Genomic DNA, 15865 nt, shown 5'->3' with positions numbered 1-15865 from the left:
GGGCACTGATCAGCGCTTATTACCCGCGAGATGCCCGGCGGCGCCCAGGCCGATCTCCGACGCTCACCGCCCTGGCCGACACGCGGTATGCCCCGGTTTAACCGCCGGACGGCATGACTATGCTCGGCAGGATGAGTGTCGATGCGGCCTACCCGAACGCGCCAGTAGCGCTGGTAACCATGGAAATCCGTCACCCAGCAACGGATTCCCTGACCGAATCATCGAGCGGGGAGCTCAGGCGTCTGCTCGCGGATCTGCTTCCTATCGAACGCCAGGCGCAGGACGTGGCCTGGGCGATGGGCGCCGGCGGACAACCACAACCGGCCGCCGAGCGGTTCGTCCGTTACGTCAACCGCGACAACACCCTCGCCGCGTCGATGAAGGCGCAGGCGGTGGTGATCGAGACCACCGCCTACAGCAACTTCGAGGCGCTGCTCGACCTGGTGATGCGCGTCGTCGACGCCCGCGCGCAGTTCTCGCCGATCGTCGGGGTGGAACGTCTCGGCCTGCGCTACGTCCTCGAAATTCGGGTCCCACAGGGCGTCGACGGCCGCATCGAATGGAGCAACTGGATCGCCGAGCCGCTGCTCGGCCCGCAGCGCATCGCGCCCGCCGGCCTGACTCTGACCGAATGGCAGGGCGCGGCGGTCTACCGCGAAGCGCAGCCGGGCAAGTCGATGATCGTGCGCTATGGCCCGGGCGTAGGTCAGGCGCTGGACGCGAGCTATCACCTGCGCCGGACCATGCCGGCCCAGCAGGGACCGTTCTTCCTGATGGACATCGACAGCTTCTGGACTCCGCTGGGATCTATCCCGGAATACGACCGGAACACGGTGCTGCTCACCTTCCAGGACCTATACGAGCCGGCTCGCACGGTGTTCCAGGAGATGCTCACCAACCGCCTGAAGGACGACCTGCTCAGCCGCTGAGCGTCGCGCTGCTGTAAGTCACGTCGCCGAAGGCCTCGGCGAGTTCGTCGTCGGGATAGACGAAGCCATTGGCCGCATGCAACTCCTTCGTGGTTTGCGATGACGTCCGCCAGCCGCGCTGGTTCAGATGGTCCAGGATGTGGTTGCGGTGGCCGTGGTAGACGAGTTCGTTGAAGTCGATCTCAAAGCCGAGTTCGCTCATCCGGTCGTGGTGTGCGCGCCACCGCTCGTCGGCGAAAATGGTTGTGTCGGGCACGAATTCGAAAGCCAGGCGGCTGCCGGGGGCGCTCAATGCGGTGATGTTGTCGAACAGCGCGTCCTGCGCCTCGTCGGGCAGATATACCAATAGGCCTTCGGCGCTCCATGCCGCGGGAGCCTTCGGATCGAAGCCGGCCGCCCGCAGCGCCGCGGCCCAGTCGTCGCGCAGGTCGATGGCGACGGTGCGCCGCTCGGCGGTCGGCTCGGCGCCGAGGTCGCGCAGCGTCGACGTCTTGAACTCGATCACCTCCGGCATGTCGACCTCGTAGACGACGGTGCCCGCCGGCCACGGCAGGCGGTACGCGCGTGCGTCAAGTCCCGACGCGAGGATGACGACTTGGTTGACGCCGCTTTGCGCGGCGTCGAGGAAGAACCGGTCGTAGAACCTGGTGCGGCAGGCCATCGCCCGGGCCATGCGCTGCGGGTCGAACTCGGATTTCGTGCCGACCGGGATCTCGCCGTTCACCAGCCGCACGTAGACGTCGATGCCCACGGCGCGCACCAGCGGCGCCGCGTACGGGTCGTCGATCAACTTCTCGTCGGTCGACAGCGCCCGCTGGGCGGCGACCATGGTCGCCGTCGCCCCGACGCTCGTCGCCAAGTCCCAACGATCACGATCGGTCCGCGCCATGAAATTCCCTCGTCCCCAAGCCGAAAAATATAGACAGTCTAGTTACTATCACAGCGCTGATCGCGTGCCCGCTCGGGACTACTCTGCGTACCTGTGACGGACTTCGCCCAACGGACGATCGAACTTGCCCGCCAGAACGTCGCCGAGGGCGGTCGCCCGTTCGCCACGGTGATCGTCAACGACGGCCAGGTCCTCGCCGAGAGCGCCAACAAGGTGGCCCAAACGCACGATCCGACCGCGCACGCGGAAATTCTGGCTATCCGGGAGGCGTGCATGCGACTCGGCACCGAGCACCTGGTCGACAGCACCATCTACGTGCTGGCCCACCCGTGCCCGATGTGCCTGGGCTCGCTGTACTACTGCTCGCCCCGCGAAGTCGTCTTCCTCACCACGCGCGAGGCCTACGAGCAGTACTACCTCGATGACCGGAAGTACTTCGAAGTCGCCACCTTCTACGACGAATTCACCAAGGCCTGGGACCGCCGTCGGCTGCCGATGCGCTACCAACCCGAAGAAGCCGCGGTGGACGTTTACCGGTTCTGGAACGAACGCAACGGCGGGCAACACCAGTCGACGGTCGTCCCGCCGGGGTGAAGCGGCTATTATCTGCGTATGCATGCAGATAATAGCGAAGGCCGCTTGCCCGATGACCAGGCCAGCCTGGTTGTCGAGGTGTTTCGGATGCTCGCCGACGCCACCCGAGTGCAGGTGCTTTGGTCGCTGACCAACCGCGAGATGTCAGTCAACGAACTGGCCGAACACGTGGGAAAGCCCGCGCCATCGGTTTCCCAGCACCTGGCCAAGTTGCGGATGGCGCGGTTGGTTCAGACGCGTCGCGAGGGAACCACCATCTTCTACAGCCTGGAGAACGACCACGTCCGCCAACTCGTCATCGATGCGGTCCGCAACGCGGAGCATGCTGGTCCGGGCGTGCCGCCCCACCACCGGGGCGAGAGCGCACTGAAGGCCGTGTCGTCGGCGAACGCCCCTAAACGACAAACCGTTTCACACTCGGAAGGTAAACGATGACCGAACAGCACGCCCATGACGCGCCGCACGCGCACGAACACGACCACGCCGGCGTCGTGCACTCACACGCGCACACCACGCACGAGCACGACCACGTCACACACGAGCACGCCCACACCCACGACGACGGAACCGAACACACTCATCAGCACGTGCACCAGCCCGACCTCGAAGGGTCGCACAGCCACGCTCACGAGTAACGCCATCCGCCCGGAAGGCGGTGGGCTAGGAGACGTTCGGGCAGTAGTGCTTCGGATTGCCGCGCTCGTCCGCCGGAGGGAGGTTGCGCGCCGGCGTGTGCACTAGCGGTGTGTCGCAAGGGATTCGGCCGGTCGCGCGATCCCAGCCGGCGCGCGCCCGCGGGTGTTTGCGGTATCGCGTTGGCACGCAGGCAAAGACGAGGCGAACGAGATCGCCGAACCGGCGGTGCAGCCATTCGTCGCGGCGCGACCACGAATACCCCATCAGCTCGCGCACCGGCGGGTCGTAGAGGCCCACAGTCAGCCAGACGAAGAACGGCGCCATCAGTTTGCGCTGCGCGACCCATAGCCGATCCGGAAGCCACTGGGCGAAAGGCGGTTTGGCCAGCTCGGTCAGATCGAGGACGGCGCGGGCCGCGTAGTTGTCCTCTAACACGTTGCGGCACATGTGGTCCCAGTACTCCTGGAACTCTTCCCAGGACGCCGGAACCGGCCGCATGCTCATGCCGTACATGCGATACCACTCGACATGTTCGTCGAAGAGCTGCCGCCGCTGCGCGTCGGTCAGCCCCCCGCAAAACCGCTCTGCCACATGGATTGTGCCCACGAAGAAGGTGGCGTGCGCCCAGTAGAAGACATCCGGGTTCAGCGCGTGGTAGCGGCGGCCCTGTTCGTCGACGCCCTTGATGTCGGTGTGATAGTCGCGCACCTCGGCGCCGGTGTCCGGGGCGCGCTCGCCGTCGAACACGACACCGCCAATGGGGTACAGCGAGCGCAGCAGGCGTGGCCAGCGCTCCCGGAAGAACGTCGAGTGGTCGATGACCGCCGCGCCGAGCTGCGGGTGCATGTTCTGCATGGATCCCGCCCACGGGCCTTGCAACATGCCGCGCCAGTCCCCGAAGTACCGCCAGGTCAAGGAATCAGGGCCGAGCGGGGCCGGTGGCGAGGCGTAGCCCAGCGGCGACACCGGACACCCGCCGGCCACGCCGTCGGGGGCGCCGCTGTTCAGCCGGCGGGCCGCGGACGTATGTTGGGTCACTATTAGATCCCTGTAAGTATCGGCGATTCTGACTACATGCGTTGTCACTTTAGAGCTTAGGAGCGATGTGCAGACGGGTCAACGACGGGGTCGTTGGACCGGTGTCCCCTTAGAGAGCCGCCTCGCCCTGCGCCGCGACAATCTCATCACCGCGGGCGTGCAGCTGCTCGGCAACGACAGCGGCCCCGCGCTGACGGTCCGTGCGGTGTGCCGCAAGGCCGCGCTCACCGAACGCTACTTCTACGAAAGCTTCTCCGACCGCGACGAATTCGTGCGCGCCGTTTATGATGACGTCTGCGCGCGCGCGATGAACACCCTCGTTTCGGCGAAGACGCCGCGCGAGGCCGTCGAACAATTCGTCGAGCTCATGGTCGACGATCCCGTGCGCGGACGGGTGCTGCTGCTGGCGCCCGCGGTGGAGCCGGTACTGACCCGGTCGGGCGCGGAGTGGATGCCCAACTTCATCGACCTGCTGCAGCGCAAGCTGTCGCGCATCGGCGATCCAGTGCTGCAGAAGATGATCGCCACCAGCCTGGTGGGCGGGCTGACGAGCCTGTTCACCGCCTACCTCAACGGCCAGCTCGGGGCCACCCGCAAGCAGTTCATCGACTATTGCGTGAACATGCTCTTCAACGCGGCGGCGCCCTACGTACCCCCCGCCGAGCAGGGCAAATCCGAGTAGCGGTTTCGCGCACACCCCGCAGCGGTTAGCCCTTCGAAATCTGCGGCGTGCCGCGCCGGGGAGGAACTTGATGCTACCGGGGGACACAGATATATTGACTGCTACCCGCAGACACAGATAACTGGAGGGACCATGTCAGCGGAGCTGACGGACTTGCAGCTTTTGCATGAACTCGAGCCGGTCGTGGAGAAATACCTGAACCGGCATCTGAGTGTGCACAAGCCCTGGAACCCGCACGACTACATCCCGTGGTCGGACGGCAAGAACTACTACGCGCTCGGCGGACAGGACTGGCACCCCGAGGAGAGCAAGCTGTCCGACGTCGCGCAGGTGGCGATGGTGCAGAACCTGGTCACCGAGGACAACCTGCCGTCGTACCACCGCGAGATCGCGATGAACATGGGCATGGACGGCGCCTGGGGCCAGTGGGTCAACCGGTGGACCGCCGAGGAGAACCGGCACGGCATCGCGCTGCGCGACTACCTCGTGGTGACTCGCGCGGTCGACCCCGTCGAGCTGGAGCTGCTGCGCCTCGAGGTGGTCAACCGGGGCTTCAGCCCGGGCCAGAACCACCAGGGCGAGTACTTCGCCGAGACCCTCACCCACTCCGTCTTGTACGTCAGTTTCCAGGAACTGGCGACCCGGATTTCGCACCGCAACACCGGCAAGGCCTGCAACGATCCCGTCGCCGAGCAGCTGATGGCCAAGATCTCGGCCGACGAGAACCTGCACATGATCTTCTACCGCGACGTCAGCGAGGCCGCGTTCGAGCTCGCCCCCAACACGGCGATGAAGGCGCTGCACCTGATCCTGCGGAACTTCCAGATGCCCGGCTTCCAGGTGCCCGAGTTCCGGCGCAAGGCCGTGATCATCGCCATGGGTGGCGTGTACGACCCGCGTATCCACCTCGATGACGTCGTCATGCCGATTCTGAAGAAGTGGCGCATCTTCGAGCGCGAGGACTTCACCGGCGAGGCGGCCGAATTGCGCGACGACCTCGGCGTGCTGATCAAGGAACTCGAGGCGTCCTGCGACAAGTTCGAGGTGTCCAAGCAGCGCCAGCTCGACCGCGAGGCCCGTACCGGCAAGAAGACCACCGCCTACGAGCTGCACAAGACCGCGGGCAAGCTCGCCATGAGTCGTCGGTGACCCTTCGGTAGACGCCTTGCGTATCGGTCCGATCACGCTCGCCAGCCCGGTCGTGCTGGCCCCCATGGCGGGCGTGACCAACGTCGCATTCCGGACTCTGTGCCGTGAGCTGGAGCTATCCAAGGTCGGCACGGTCAGCGGCTTGTACGTCTGCGAGATGGTGACCGCGCGCGCCCTGGTGGAGCGGCATCCGGCCACGATGCACATGACGACGTTCGCGCCCGACGAGTCGCCCCGCTCGCTGCAGCTCTACACCGTCGACCCCGCGACCACCTACGCGGCCGCCAGGATGATCGCGGACGAAGGCCTGGCCGACCACATCGACATGAACTTCGGCTGCCCGGTGCCCAAGGTCACCAAGCGTGGCGGCGGGGCCGCGCTGCCGTTCAAGCGGCGGCTGTTCGGCCAGATCGTGGCCGCGGCCGTGCGGGCCACCGAGGGCAGCCGTATTCCAGTGACCGTGAAGTTCCGCGTCGGCATCGACGACGAGCACCACACCCACCTGGACGCCGGCCGCATCGCCGAGGCCGAGGGCGCGGCCGCGGTCGCGTTGCACGCCCGCACGGCGGCGCAGCGCTACTCGGGCACCGCCGACTGGGACCAGATCGCCCGGCTCAAGCAGCAGGTGCGGACCATCCCGGTGCTGGGCAACGGCGACATCTACGACGCCAGCGACGCGCTGGCGATGATGGCCAGCACGGGATGCGACGGCGTGGTCATCGGTCGCGGTTGCCTGGGCCGGCCCTGGCTCTTCGCCGAGTTGTCGGCCGCGTTCACCGGCACCCCGGCCCCGACGCCGCCCACCCTGGGCGAGGTCGCCGACATCGTGCGCCGGCACGGCCGGCTGCTGGCCGCGCATTTCGGCGAGGACAAGGGCATGCGCGACATCCGCAAGCACGTCGCCTGGTACCTGCATGGCTTTCCCGCCGGATCGGAGTTGCGGCGGGCACTGGCGATGGTCACGACGGTGGATGAGCTTGACACTCTGCTCGACCGGTTGGACCGCACCGTCCCGTTTCCGGACGCCGCGTGCGGCCCTCGTGGCCGGCAGGGTTCACCGGCCCGGGTGGCCCTTCCCGAGGGCTGGCTGACCGACCCCGACGACTGCACGGTGCCCGCGGGTGCGGACGTGATGCACTCGGGTGGCTAAGCGTTAACACGCGCGAAATCGCGTCCGCGCCGATAACTCAGTACGATGTGGACCTTGCTGCATTGCGCTTCGGTGGGGGTCGGTTGCGTGCCGCCGCGGGAGCGTGAGAACACCGCGCGATCACGGGTGGCGCGGCTCGCGGCGCTGATGGCTAGCCCCGGCGTCGCATGGGAGTTGCATCAGAGATTCGGAGGCCGATAGGACATGGGCGATGGCGGCACTGACGCCACTCGTGGCCATCGGCGCACCGCGCAGCCGACGCCGGGAGCCGCCCCGTGGGAGCGGTTCGCGCAACCACCGTCCGATCACAGCGTCCACCGCTGGCTGACCGAGCCCGCCCCAGACGAGCCCGTCGAGGCCGTCGAGCCCGTCGAGCCGCCCGTCGAGACCGAAAAGGGCGGGTGCCACACGGACGGCGGGCTCACCGTCGCCGAGCTGATCGCGAAAGTCGGGGCCCCAAGCACCAGCCGGCGCAGTCGCCACCGCGTCGCGCCCGACCCCGAGCCTCCCGAGCCCGAGTCCGAGCCGCCGATCGACCTGCAGGAAACGCAGGTGATCGACGCCCCGGCGTATCTGCTCGACCCCCCTTCGGAGCTCCCCGACCTCGGGGCCGCCGACTACGCGGATTACGACGAGTTCGAGCCCGACGAACCCGAGGGCGGCCCGGCCCCCGAGCCGGGTTCCGAGAACCGCGAGCCGAAGGCCGAGCGGCGGCGGCGCCCGATATTGCTGGCCGCGCGCTCGATGGCGGCGTTCTCGGCCGTGCTGGCGCTGGTCCTGACCGGCGGGGCGTGGCAGTGGAGCGCGTCGAAGAACAACCGCCTCAACATCATCAACGCACTCGACCCGAACTCGAGCGACATCCGCGACCCCGGCGGCCAGTACGGCGACGAGGACTTCTTGATCGTCGGGATGGACTCCCGCTCCGGCGAAAACGCCAACATGGGCGCCGGCGACACCGAGGACGCCGGCGGGACGCGGTCGGACACCGTGATGCTGGTCAACATCCCCGCCAACCGCAAACGCGTCGTGGCGGTGTCGTTCCCCCGCGACCTCGCGATCACTCCGATCCAATGCGAGGCGTGGAACCCCGACACCGGCAAGTACGGACCCCTCTACGACCAGAAGACCAAGACCTGGGGTCCGAAGATGGTCTACACCGAGACCAAGCTGAACTCGACCTTCGCCTTCGGCGGCCCGAAGTGTCTGGTCAAGGAGATTCAGAAGCTGTCCGGCCTGAGCATCAACCACTTCATCGGCGTCGACTTCGCCGGCTTCGCGAAGATGGTCGATGCCCTCGGCGGAATCGAAGTATGCAGCAGCACACCGATCCACGACTACGAGCTGGGCACCGTCCTCGAGCACGGCGGACGCCAAGTGCTCGACGGATCGACGGCGCTCAACTACGTGCGGGCCCGCCAGGTCACCACCGAGACCAACGGTGACTACGGCCGCATCAAGCGCCAACAGCTATTCCTCTCGTCGCTGTTGCGCTCGCTGATCTCCGAGGACACCTTGCTCGACCTCAACAAGCTCAACAACGTCGTCAACATGGTCATCAACGACACCTACGTCGACAACGTCAAGACCAAGGATCTGGTCCAGCTCGGCCAGTCATTGCAGGGCATGGCGGCCGGACACATGACGTTTGTCACCGTGCCCACCGGTGTGACGGACCAGAACGGCGACGAGCCGCCGCGGATGGCCGACATGCGTGCGCTTTTCGACGCGATCATCAATGACGATCCGCTCCCGGAGGAAAACGACCAGAACGCGCTGAACTTGGGGAAGTCGTCCGCCCAGGGGTCCGGCTCGGGCTCGACCAAGGCGCCCACCACCAAGAAGGCGCCCAGTCCCACCGCGGCCCCGGAGGCGCAGCACCAGCAGGTGACGACGACCGCGCCGCAAGATGTCACGGTCCGGGTATCCAACGCGACCACGCAGAGCGGGTTGGCCGCCACCGCGACCAGCCAGCTGAAGCGGAACGGCTTCAACGTGATGACGCCGGATGACTATCCCAGTTCGGTGAGCACGACGACCGTGTTGTTCTCGCCCGGCAACGAGCAGGCCGCCGCCACGGTGGCCTCGTCGTTCGCCAACGCGAAGGTCCAGCGGGTGTCGGGCTACGGGCAAGTCATCCAGGTCGTGCTGGGGCCGGACTTCAACTCGGTCGCCACTCCCGCGCCCAGCGGCTCGTCGATCAGCATGCAGATCGAGCGCGGGTCGGGCAACACCCCGACCAAGCTGCCCGACGACCTGACGGTGACCAACGCGGCCGACACCACCTGCGAGTAAAGAATTTTGGCGCTACCGCGTCACCCGTTTCCGGCATCGAGAACGTAGGCTTGGCAGCATGCGGACGGCCTACCACGAGCAGCTCACTGAGTTATCTGAGCGCCTGGGCGAGATGTGCGGGCTGGCGGGTGTCGCCATGGAGCAGGCCACCCAGGCCCTGCTGCAAGCGGATCTGGTGCTGGCCGAACAGGTAATTTCCGACCACGAGAAGATTGCGACGCTGAGCGCCCAGGCCGAGGAAAGCGCGTTCGTGCTGTTGGCGCTGCAGGCACCGGTCGCCGGCGATCTGCGGTCCATCGTCAGTGCCATCCAGATGGTCGCGGATATCGACCGGATGGGCGCGCTGGCGCTGCACGTGGCCAAGATCGCGCGCCGGCGCCATCCCCAGCACGCGCTGCCCGAAGAGGTCAACGGATACTTCGCCGAAATGGGCAGGGTCGCAGTCGAATTGGGCAGCAACGCCCAAGAGGTGGTGTTGTCACGCGACCCGGAGAAGGCCGCCCGGATCCGCGAGGAAGACGACGCCATGGATGATCTGCATCGGCATTTGTTCTCGGTGCTGATGGACCGGGAATGGAAGCACGGTGTCGCCGCCGCCGTGGACGTGACGTTGCTGGGCCGCTTCTACGAGCGCTTCGCCGACCACGCCGTGGAAGTGGCTCGGCGCGTCATTTTCCAGGCGACCGGGCATCTTCCCGAGGACGAAACTAAACCGACTTCGCGCTAGCTGCGCTAGCCGAAGCGCCCGGAGATGTAGTCCTCCGTCGCCTTCTGTGTCGGGTTGGAGAAAATCTTCTCGGTGTCGTCGACCTCGATGAGTTTGCCAGGCTTTCCGGTGGCTTCCAGGTTGAAGAACGCGGTCTGATCGCTTACCCGGGCGGCCTGCTGCATGTTGTGCGTCACGATGACGATGGTGTAGTCCTGCTTCAACTCGCTGATCAGTTCTTCGATGGCCAGCGTCGAGATCGGGTCCAGCGCGGAGCACGGCTCGTCCATGAGCAACACGTCGGGTTGAACGGCGATGGCACGTGCGATGCACAGGCGTTGCTGCTGGCCACCGGACAGCCCACCGCCGGGCCTGTCCAACCGATCCTTGACCTCTTCCCAGAGGTTCGCCCCGCGCAGCGACTGTTCGGCGGTCTCGTCGAGCAGCTTGCGATTGCGTACCCCTTGCAGCTTCAGGCCGGCGACGACGTTGTCCCGAATCGACATGGCAGGGAACGGATTCGGCCGCTGAAACACCATCCCGATCGCCCGGCGCACACCGACCGGGTCGACGCCCGGGGCGTAGATGTCTTGATCGTCGAGCAGCACGCTGCCCTCGACACGCGCGCCGGGGATCACCTCATGCATCCGGTTCAAGGTGCGCAGCACGGTCGTCTTGCCGCAGCCCGACGAACCGATGAACGCGGTCACGCTGCGGGGCAGGATCGACATCGTCACATCGGCGACCGCCTTGAACGACCCGTAGTAGATGTTGATGGACTTGAGGTCCAACCGCTTGGCCACTAGTGCTCCTGCCTACGACTTCCTGGGGACATAGAATTTCGCGATCACCCTGGCCCCGACATTGATGACCGCGATGACCAGAATGAGGGTTAGCGCCGCACCCCACAACCGATCCGTGGGTACTGGGTTGACGCCCGCGCCCGCGACTGTCTGGTCGTACATCATGCCGGGCAACGATCCCATGAATCCGTGGAAGATGTCGAAGTTCATCGACTGCGAATACCCGACGAGGATCAGCAGGGGCGCCGTCTCACCGAGCACCCGGGCCACCGCCAGCATTATTCCGGTGATGATGCCGGACAGCCCGGTGGGAATCACGACGCTGGCAATGGTTTTCCACTTCGGGATGCCCAGCGCGTAGCTGGCCTCCCGCAGATCCACCGGCACGATCCGCAGCATCTCCTCGGTGGCCCGCACGATCACCGGCAGCATCATCAGGACCAACGCCAGCGACACCGCGAATTGGGAGCGGGGCAGTCCCAGCGTCGACACCCACAGCGCGTAGATGAACAACGCCGCCACGATCGAGGGCACGCCGGACAGGATGTCGACCATGAACGAGGCCAGCCTGCCCAGTGGTGTGCTGCCCCCGTATTCGACCAGATAGATAGCAACCATGATGCCGATCGGCACCGAGATGAGGGCGCACACCAATCCCTGCAGCAGCGTTCCTACGATCGCGTGGTAGGCGCCACCGCCGGCGACGAATGCCGTCATGCCGGCCTGGGAATGCGTCCACCACGCGGTGGAGGCGATCACCTTGAGCCCCTTGGCGATTACGGAGCACAGCACCAACAGCAACGGGATCACGGCGATCACCATCGCCAGCGTCACCAACACCGTCGCGGTGTTGTTTGCGACCCGGCGGCGCCGGCCGAGATCGGACAACGCCCGCGCCTTGAGCGGACGATCGAGCATCGAGGTCATCGGCGGCCCCTGCTGCTGCGGGCCCCGGCCGTGGCGCCGCGGGCCAGGGTGTCGACCAGGAAGCTGAGCACGAACAGGACCAACCCCGCGGCGATGTAGGCGCCGGCCTCGTACCGGTCGTCGAATTCCGCTGCCGCACCGGCGATCTTGGTCGCGAACGTCGAGCCGCCGTCGAACAGCGACCACCCGAATGCCGCCTGGGTGCCCCGCAAGATGATCAGCAGCGCGACCGTCTCGCCCAGGGCGCGGCCCAGGCCCAACATCGCGCCACTGACGTATCCGGATCGCCCGAACGGCAGCACGGTCGTCTTGACCACTTCCCAACGGGTGGCGCCGAGGGCCAGTGCCGCCTCGATCTCCTCGTGCGGTGTCTGGACGAACACTTCCCGGGTGACCGCGGTGATGATCGGCAAAATCATCACCGCCAACACGATCCCACCCGTAAAGATGGTGCCGCCGCCGGCCACCGACGCATTGCCGGTGGCGAACAGGAAACACCAACCGAGGCTGTGATTCAGCCAATTGGCGACCGGTCGCAGCTGCGGCGCCAGGACGTACAGGCCCCACACGCCGTAGACGATCGAGGGAACCGCGGCGAGTAGATCCACCGCATAGGACAGCGGACCTGCGACCCGCCGCGGCGCGTACTGGGTCATGAACAGGGCGACTCCCAGGGCGACCGGCATGGCCAGGACCAAGGCGAACACCGAGACGAACACGGTCACCTGCAGCAGATCGGGGATTCCGAAATGCATGGCCGACGTGTCGGTGGTGACCCAGCTACCGCCGTAGGTGAAGAAGTTCTCGTGGTTGCGCTTCAGGGCCGGGATCGCACGCAACAACAAGAATCCGCCGATGGCGGCGATCAGCACCACGATCAGAACGCCCGAACCCCTGGCGAGCCAACGGAATATCCGGTCCGCCATGCGCGGCTGGGCGCGTCCCCACGGGCTGATCGGCACGACGGGCGATTCCGGAAAGGGCGCAGCGACGACCGCACCCGCACCCGCTGCGGAAGGGTTCGGGACCGAAGACTCTGTCACTGTGATCCCGTCACAGTCGTGCTGTCGCTCATTGCGCCCACCGGTCACTGCATGGCGTTGATCGCGGTAACCAATCGCCCCTTGACCTTATCGGTCAGCGGGACATAACCGGCGGACGCGAGGCCCTGCTGCCCGTTGGTCGCCGCCACGCCGAGGAACGATTTGATCGCCGCGGAGGTACCCGGGTCGTAGCCCTTCGAGCAGACGATCTCGTAAGTGGCCAGCACCAGCGGGTACGCACCCGGCTGCTGGGCGGCGTACATCGGGTTCAGATCGAGCACCAGATCGTTGCCATCGGCCACGAAGCTGGCCGCCTGGATGGCCTGGTTGGCGGTGTCGCCGGTGAGCGGAACCACGCCGTTGCCGGTATCGATCAGCGCATACGGCAAACCGCCCTGGTCGGCAAACCCCTTCTCGACGTACCCGATGGCACCGGGTGTGGACCGCACGGCCTGGATCACGCCGGCCGACTTCGCGGCCCCTTCACCGACGCCGCCCTGGAACTCGGTGCCCACGCCGCGCGTCCAGCTCTGCGGCGCGGCCGCCGTCAGATACTTCTGGACGTTGTCGGTCGTTCCCGACGAGTCCGACCGGTAGATCGGCACCACTTTGGTAGCGGGTAGCGCCACGCCGGGATTGAGCGCCGCGAGTATCGGGTCGTTCCAGACCGTGATCCGGCCGCTGAAGACCTTGGCCAGGGCGTCACTGCTGAGAACCAGGTTCGAAACGCCCGGCAGGTTGTACACCAGCGCGACCGGGCCGAAGACGAGCGGCAGGTCCCACGCCGGGTTTCCGTCACAGCGCTTGGCAGCCGGGCCGATCTGGTCGGCGACCAGCGGGGAATCCGTTCCCGCGAAGTCGACGTGGCCCGCGATGAACTGCTCGCGGCCGGCACCCGACCCGGTCGGGTTGTACGACACGCCCTTGCCCGGGCAGTACTGCCCCCAGACCTGGTTGAACACCGACATCGCGTTCTGCTGAGCGGTCGAGCCCTCCGCCGTCAATCCGTTCTTCCCGCCGCACCCCGCCGTACCGGTGGGTCCCGAGAGGGTGCTCGGTGAAGCGCCGCTGTGGTTGTCGTCGCTGTGGCAGGCGGTCAGGGCTCCACTGCAAACGGCCAGCGCCAGCGCGACCCTCGCCAGCGCCCTCCCCTGCCTGTCGAGCCTCACCAATCTCGCTTTCTGACGCATTCCCCGACGCGTGCGGGCGCCGCTGGCCGCTTCCCCAAGAAGGTTGCCAAGCCACCGCGAAAATATGCGGCGACAAGACCCACAGAAGTCGCTAGAGATGAATGCAATGTGAACACTTCGCGTCCACACGGCTAGCGTCAGCCGGGCGCGGGCGCGTACGCGGTGTCGACGCTGTAGGTGGTGAACCCGAGGCGCTGGTAAGTCCGCACCGCGGCGACGTTGTCGGACTCCACGTAGAGCATCACGATCGGTTCGGCCGAGCCGGACAGCCGGCCTGCCAGGTACTGAATCCCGATGGCCGTCAGCGTCTGCCCCAGGCGCCGGCCCTGCGCCGCGGGGTCGACGCCGACGACATAGACCTCCCCGAGGCCCGGTCGGTCAAGGTGGACCTTGGTCCAGTGGAAGCCGAGCAACCTGCCCGCCTCGTCGCCATCGGGGGCGCCGAACGCCAGGAACAAGCCGGCCGGATCGAACCAGGGTTCACTGCGCCGCTCCGCCAAGTCGGCTTCGGTCCACCCACCCTGTTCGGGGTGGTAGGCGAACGCGGCGTTGTTGACCCGCAACAGCTCGGCGTCGTCGGAAGTCCCTTGGTAGGTCCGGATCTGCACCCCGGGGACGGGCGGCGCGGGGTCGCCGGCGTCGCGCAGCGATCGTCGCATCTGGACCAGCTCGCGGACCGCGACGAGGCCGAGCGCCGACGCGGTCGCCCGGGCGGGCTCCAGGGTGCCGTGCGCCCAGAACTGGTTGCGCCCGCCGGTCCTGGCCACCGCAGCGCGTCCCATCGCCGCACCGATACCGCGCCGGCGCGCCTGCGGGCGCACCACCATTTCGGCCATGCCCGCGCCGCCGTCGCGGGGCGGGCTGAGATTCAGATAGCCGTCGATCGGGCCCGATTGGCCGCCGGTGACCAGCAGGTGCTCGGTGCGGTCGTGCCCGAGTTCGCGCAGCACCTGTTCGCCGACCGGCGCCACGCCGTCGAAATCGGTTGCCGCCGAGACGAGTTCGCGCACTTCCCGCTGCTCATCGGCGGTCAGAGCGGAGCGCCACTCCGGCGAATTCACTGACTGCGCAGCGGGTCGCCCAGCGGGTGTTGCAGATCCTCGGCGTCGGCCTCGGCGTCGTCGACGGCGTCGACATCATCGGGCCCGGACAACGGCGCACGACCGCGCGCCGGGCGGACGGCCTTGTAACCCACATTGCGCACCGTGCCGATCAAGGCCTCGTACTCCGGGCCGAGTTTGGCCCGAAGCCGACGCACGTGGACGTCGACCGTGCGGGTGCCGCCGAAGAAGTCGTAACCCCACACTTCGTGCAGCAGTTGCGCCCGGGTGAACACCCGGCCCGCGTGCTGGGCCAGGTACTTGAGCAACTCGAACTCTTTGTAGGTCAGATCGAGCGGGCGGCCCCGCAGCCTCGCGGTGTAGGTGCCCTCATCGATCACGAGCTCGCCGAGGCTGACCTTGCCGGCACTCTCCTGGTCGGCCAGGCCGCCGCGGCGGCCGACCACCAGCCGCAGCCGCGCGTCGACCTCGGCGGGCCCGGTACTCGGCAGCAGGATCTCGTCGAGTCCCCAGTCGGCGCTCACGGCGACCAGGCCGCCTTCGCTCACCACCGCCAGGACGGGGACCGACCGGCCCGCCGTGCTCAGCAGCCGGCACAGGCCGCGCGCCGACGACAGGTCGGTGCGCGCGTCGACGAGCACGGCGTCCGCGGTTCCGGCCTCCAGCAACGACGACGGTTCTGGCGGCGCCGTCCGAATGGTGTGGGGAAGCAACGACAACGACGGCAGCACCGGATCGGGATGCAGCTCCGAGGTCAGCAGTAAAAGCTCCAA

Annotated in this window: 17 protein-coding genes; 9 read left to right on the top strand and 8 right to left on the bottom strand. The window is 66.9% G+C overall.

Translation table 11 applies throughout. The features are described 5' to 3' along the window. Nucleotides 1-119: 119 nt before the first annotated feature. Nucleotides 120-929 (top strand): TIGR04255 family protein, encoded by an 810-nt coding sequence (locus AC5Y4S_RS23495; protein ID WP_500035013.1) that lies wholly within the window; start codon nucleotides 120-122, stop codon nucleotides 927-929. Here AC5Y4S_RS23495 and AC5Y4S_RS23490 read toward each other — a convergent pair. Beyond that, nucleotides 919-1818, bottom strand: coding sequence for a class I SAM-dependent methyltransferase (locus AC5Y4S_RS23490; protein ID WP_500034989.1), 900 nt, complete (start codon nucleotides 1816-1818; stop codon nucleotides 919-921). The genes AC5Y4S_RS23495 and AC5Y4S_RS23490 overlap by 11 nt on opposite strands. Before the next feature lie 93 nt (nucleotides 1819-1911). On the opposite strand from AC5Y4S_RS23490, the gene AC5Y4S_RS23485 reads away from it, so the two are divergent. The 3 genes from AC5Y4S_RS23485 to AC5Y4S_RS23475 are packed head-to-tail and all read left to right on the top strand — an operon-like array spanning nucleotide 1912 to nucleotide 3047. Beyond that, nucleotides 1912-2412, top strand: a complete 501-nt coding sequence (locus tag AC5Y4S_RS23485) for a nucleoside deaminase (RefSeq protein ID WP_500034988.1) — start codon at nucleotides 1912-1914, stop codon at nucleotides 2410-2412. 18 nt (nucleotides 2413-2430) lie between these two features. After that, entirely contained in the window at nucleotides 2431-2847 is a 417-nt protein-coding gene (locus tag AC5Y4S_RS23480) for an ArsR/SmtB family transcription factor (protein ID WP_500034987.1), read from the top strand. After that, nucleotides 2844-3047, top strand: coding sequence for a zinc transporter Slc39a7 (locus AC5Y4S_RS23475; protein ID WP_500034986.1), 204 nt, complete (start codon nucleotides 2844-2846; stop codon nucleotides 3045-3047). Before AC5Y4S_RS23480 ends, AC5Y4S_RS23475 begins: the two co-directional genes overlap by 4 nt. A 25-nt stretch (nucleotides 3048-3072) precedes the next feature. Here the strand turns inward: AC5Y4S_RS23475 and AC5Y4S_RS23470 are convergent, their stop codons facing one another. After that, entirely contained in the window at nucleotides 3073-4086 is a 1014-nt protein-coding gene (locus tag AC5Y4S_RS23470; protein WP_500034985.1) for an oxygenase MpaB family protein, read from the bottom strand. 67 nt (nucleotides 4087-4153) lie between these two features. On the opposite strand from AC5Y4S_RS23470, the gene AC5Y4S_RS23465 reads away from it, so the two are divergent. The 5 genes from AC5Y4S_RS23465 to phoU all read left to right on the top strand — a co-directional run bounded on the left by AC5Y4S_RS23465 (nucleotide 4154) and on the right by phoU (nucleotide 10089). After that, nucleotides 4154-4768, top strand: a complete 615-nt coding sequence (locus tag AC5Y4S_RS23465) for a TetR/AcrR family transcriptional regulator (protein WP_500034984.1) — start codon at nucleotides 4154-4156, stop codon at nucleotides 4766-4768. 132 nt (nucleotides 4769-4900) lie between these two features. Continuing rightward, entirely contained in the window at nucleotides 4901-5917 is a 1017-nt protein-coding gene (locus AC5Y4S_RS23460; RefSeq protein WP_068111083.1) for an acyl-ACP desaturase, read from the top strand. Nucleotides 5918-5933: 16 nt separating this feature from the next. After that, nucleotides 5934-7067: a tRNA dihydrouridine synthase DusB gene (gene dusB, locus AC5Y4S_RS23455; RefSeq protein ID WP_500034983.1), complete on the top strand. Its 1134-nt coding sequence runs from the start codon at nucleotides 5934-5936 to the stop codon at nucleotides 7065-7067. A 204-nt stretch (nucleotides 7068-7271) separates the two neighbouring features. Further along, a complete protein-coding gene (locus AC5Y4S_RS23450; protein ID WP_500034982.1) occupies nucleotides 7272-9362 on the top strand; it encodes an LCP family glycopolymer transferase in 2091 nt (696 codons plus the stop codon). 58 nt (nucleotides 9363-9420) lie between these two features. Then, a complete protein-coding gene (gene phoU, locus AC5Y4S_RS23445) occupies nucleotides 9421-10089 on the top strand; it encodes a phosphate signaling complex protein PhoU (protein ID WP_500034981.1) in 669 nt (222 codons plus the stop codon). Nucleotides 10090-10094: 5 nt separating this feature from the next. On the opposite strand, the gene pstB is transcribed toward phoU, so the two are convergent. From pstB to AC5Y4S_RS23415, 6 genes are all read right to left on the bottom strand, one after another. Further along, nucleotides 10095-10871 carry a phosphate ABC transporter ATP-binding protein PstB gene (pstB, locus tag AC5Y4S_RS23440; RefSeq protein WP_500034980.1) on the bottom strand — a complete coding sequence of 259 codons (777 nt, stop codon included), beginning with the start codon at nucleotides 10869-10871 and terminating at the stop codon, nucleotides 10095-10097. A gap of 12 nt (nucleotides 10872-10883) precedes the next feature. Next, nucleotides 10884-11798 (bottom strand): phosphate ABC transporter permease PstA, encoded by a 915-nt coding sequence (gene pstA, locus AC5Y4S_RS23435; protein WP_500034979.1) that lies wholly within the window; start codon nucleotides 11796-11798, stop codon nucleotides 10884-10886. Continuing rightward, nucleotides 11795-12841 (bottom strand): phosphate ABC transporter permease subunit PstC, encoded by a 1047-nt coding sequence (gene pstC / locus AC5Y4S_RS23430; protein WP_500034978.1) that lies wholly within the window; start codon nucleotides 12839-12841, stop codon nucleotides 11795-11797. The genes pstA and pstC overlap by 4 nt, the downstream gene beginning before the upstream one ends. A gap of 44 nt (nucleotides 12842-12885) precedes the next feature. Further along, complete coding sequence (pstS, locus tag AC5Y4S_RS23425; protein ID WP_500034977.1) at nucleotides 12886-14010, bottom strand: phosphate ABC transporter substrate-binding protein PstS; 1125 nt, start codon at nucleotides 14008-14010, stop codon at nucleotides 12886-12888. A 158-nt stretch (nucleotides 14011-14168) separates the two neighbouring features. Further along, a complete protein-coding gene (gene mshD, locus AC5Y4S_RS23420) occupies nucleotides 14169-15092 on the bottom strand; it encodes a mycothiol synthase (RefSeq protein WP_500034976.1) in 924 nt (307 codons plus the stop codon). Further along, complete coding sequence (locus AC5Y4S_RS23415) at nucleotides 15089-15865, bottom strand: winged helix-turn-helix transcriptional regulator (RefSeq protein ID WP_500034975.1); 777 nt, start codon at nucleotides 15863-15865, stop codon at nucleotides 15089-15091. Before AC5Y4S_RS23415 ends, mshD begins: the two co-directional genes overlap by 4 nt.

Source organism: Mycobacterium sp. NGS64, assembly GCF_059812245.1.
Note: the sequence above shows the minus strand (reverse complement) of the source record. Positions and strands in the feature narration are given on the sequence as shown.

Excerpts from the sequence above, each read along its gene's own strand:
- AC5Y4S_RS23495 (WP_500035013.1), top strand. The coding sequence starts at position 120 with ATGCTCGGCAGGATGAGTGTCGATGCGGCCTACCCGAACGCGCCAGTA.
- AC5Y4S_RS23490 (WP_500034989.1), bottom strand. The coding sequence starts at position 1,818 with ATGGCGCGGACCGATCGTGATCGTTGGGACTTGGCGACGAGCGTCGGG.
- AC5Y4S_RS23480 (WP_500034987.1), top strand. The coding sequence starts at position 2,431 with ATGCATGCAGATAATAGCGAAGGCCGCTTGCCCGATGACCAGGCCAGC.
- AC5Y4S_RS23475 (WP_500034986.1), top strand. The coding sequence starts at position 2,844 with ATGACCGAACAGCACGCCCATGACGCGCCGCACGCGCACGAACACGAC.
- AC5Y4S_RS23460 (WP_068111083.1), top strand. The coding sequence starts at position 4,901 with ATGTCAGCGGAGCTGACGGACTTGCAGCTTTTGCATGAACTCGAGCCG.
- AC5Y4S_RS23450 (WP_500034982.1), top strand. The coding sequence starts at position 7,272 with ATGGGCGATGGCGGCACTGACGCCACTCGTGGCCATCGGCGCACCGCG.
- phoU (WP_500034981.1), top strand. The coding sequence starts at position 9,421 with ATGCGGACGGCCTACCACGAGCAGCTCACTGAGTTATCTGAGCGCCTG.
- pstA (WP_500034979.1), bottom strand. The coding sequence starts at position 11,798 with ATGACCTCGATGCTCGATCGTCCGCTCAAGGCGCGGGCGTTGTCCGAT.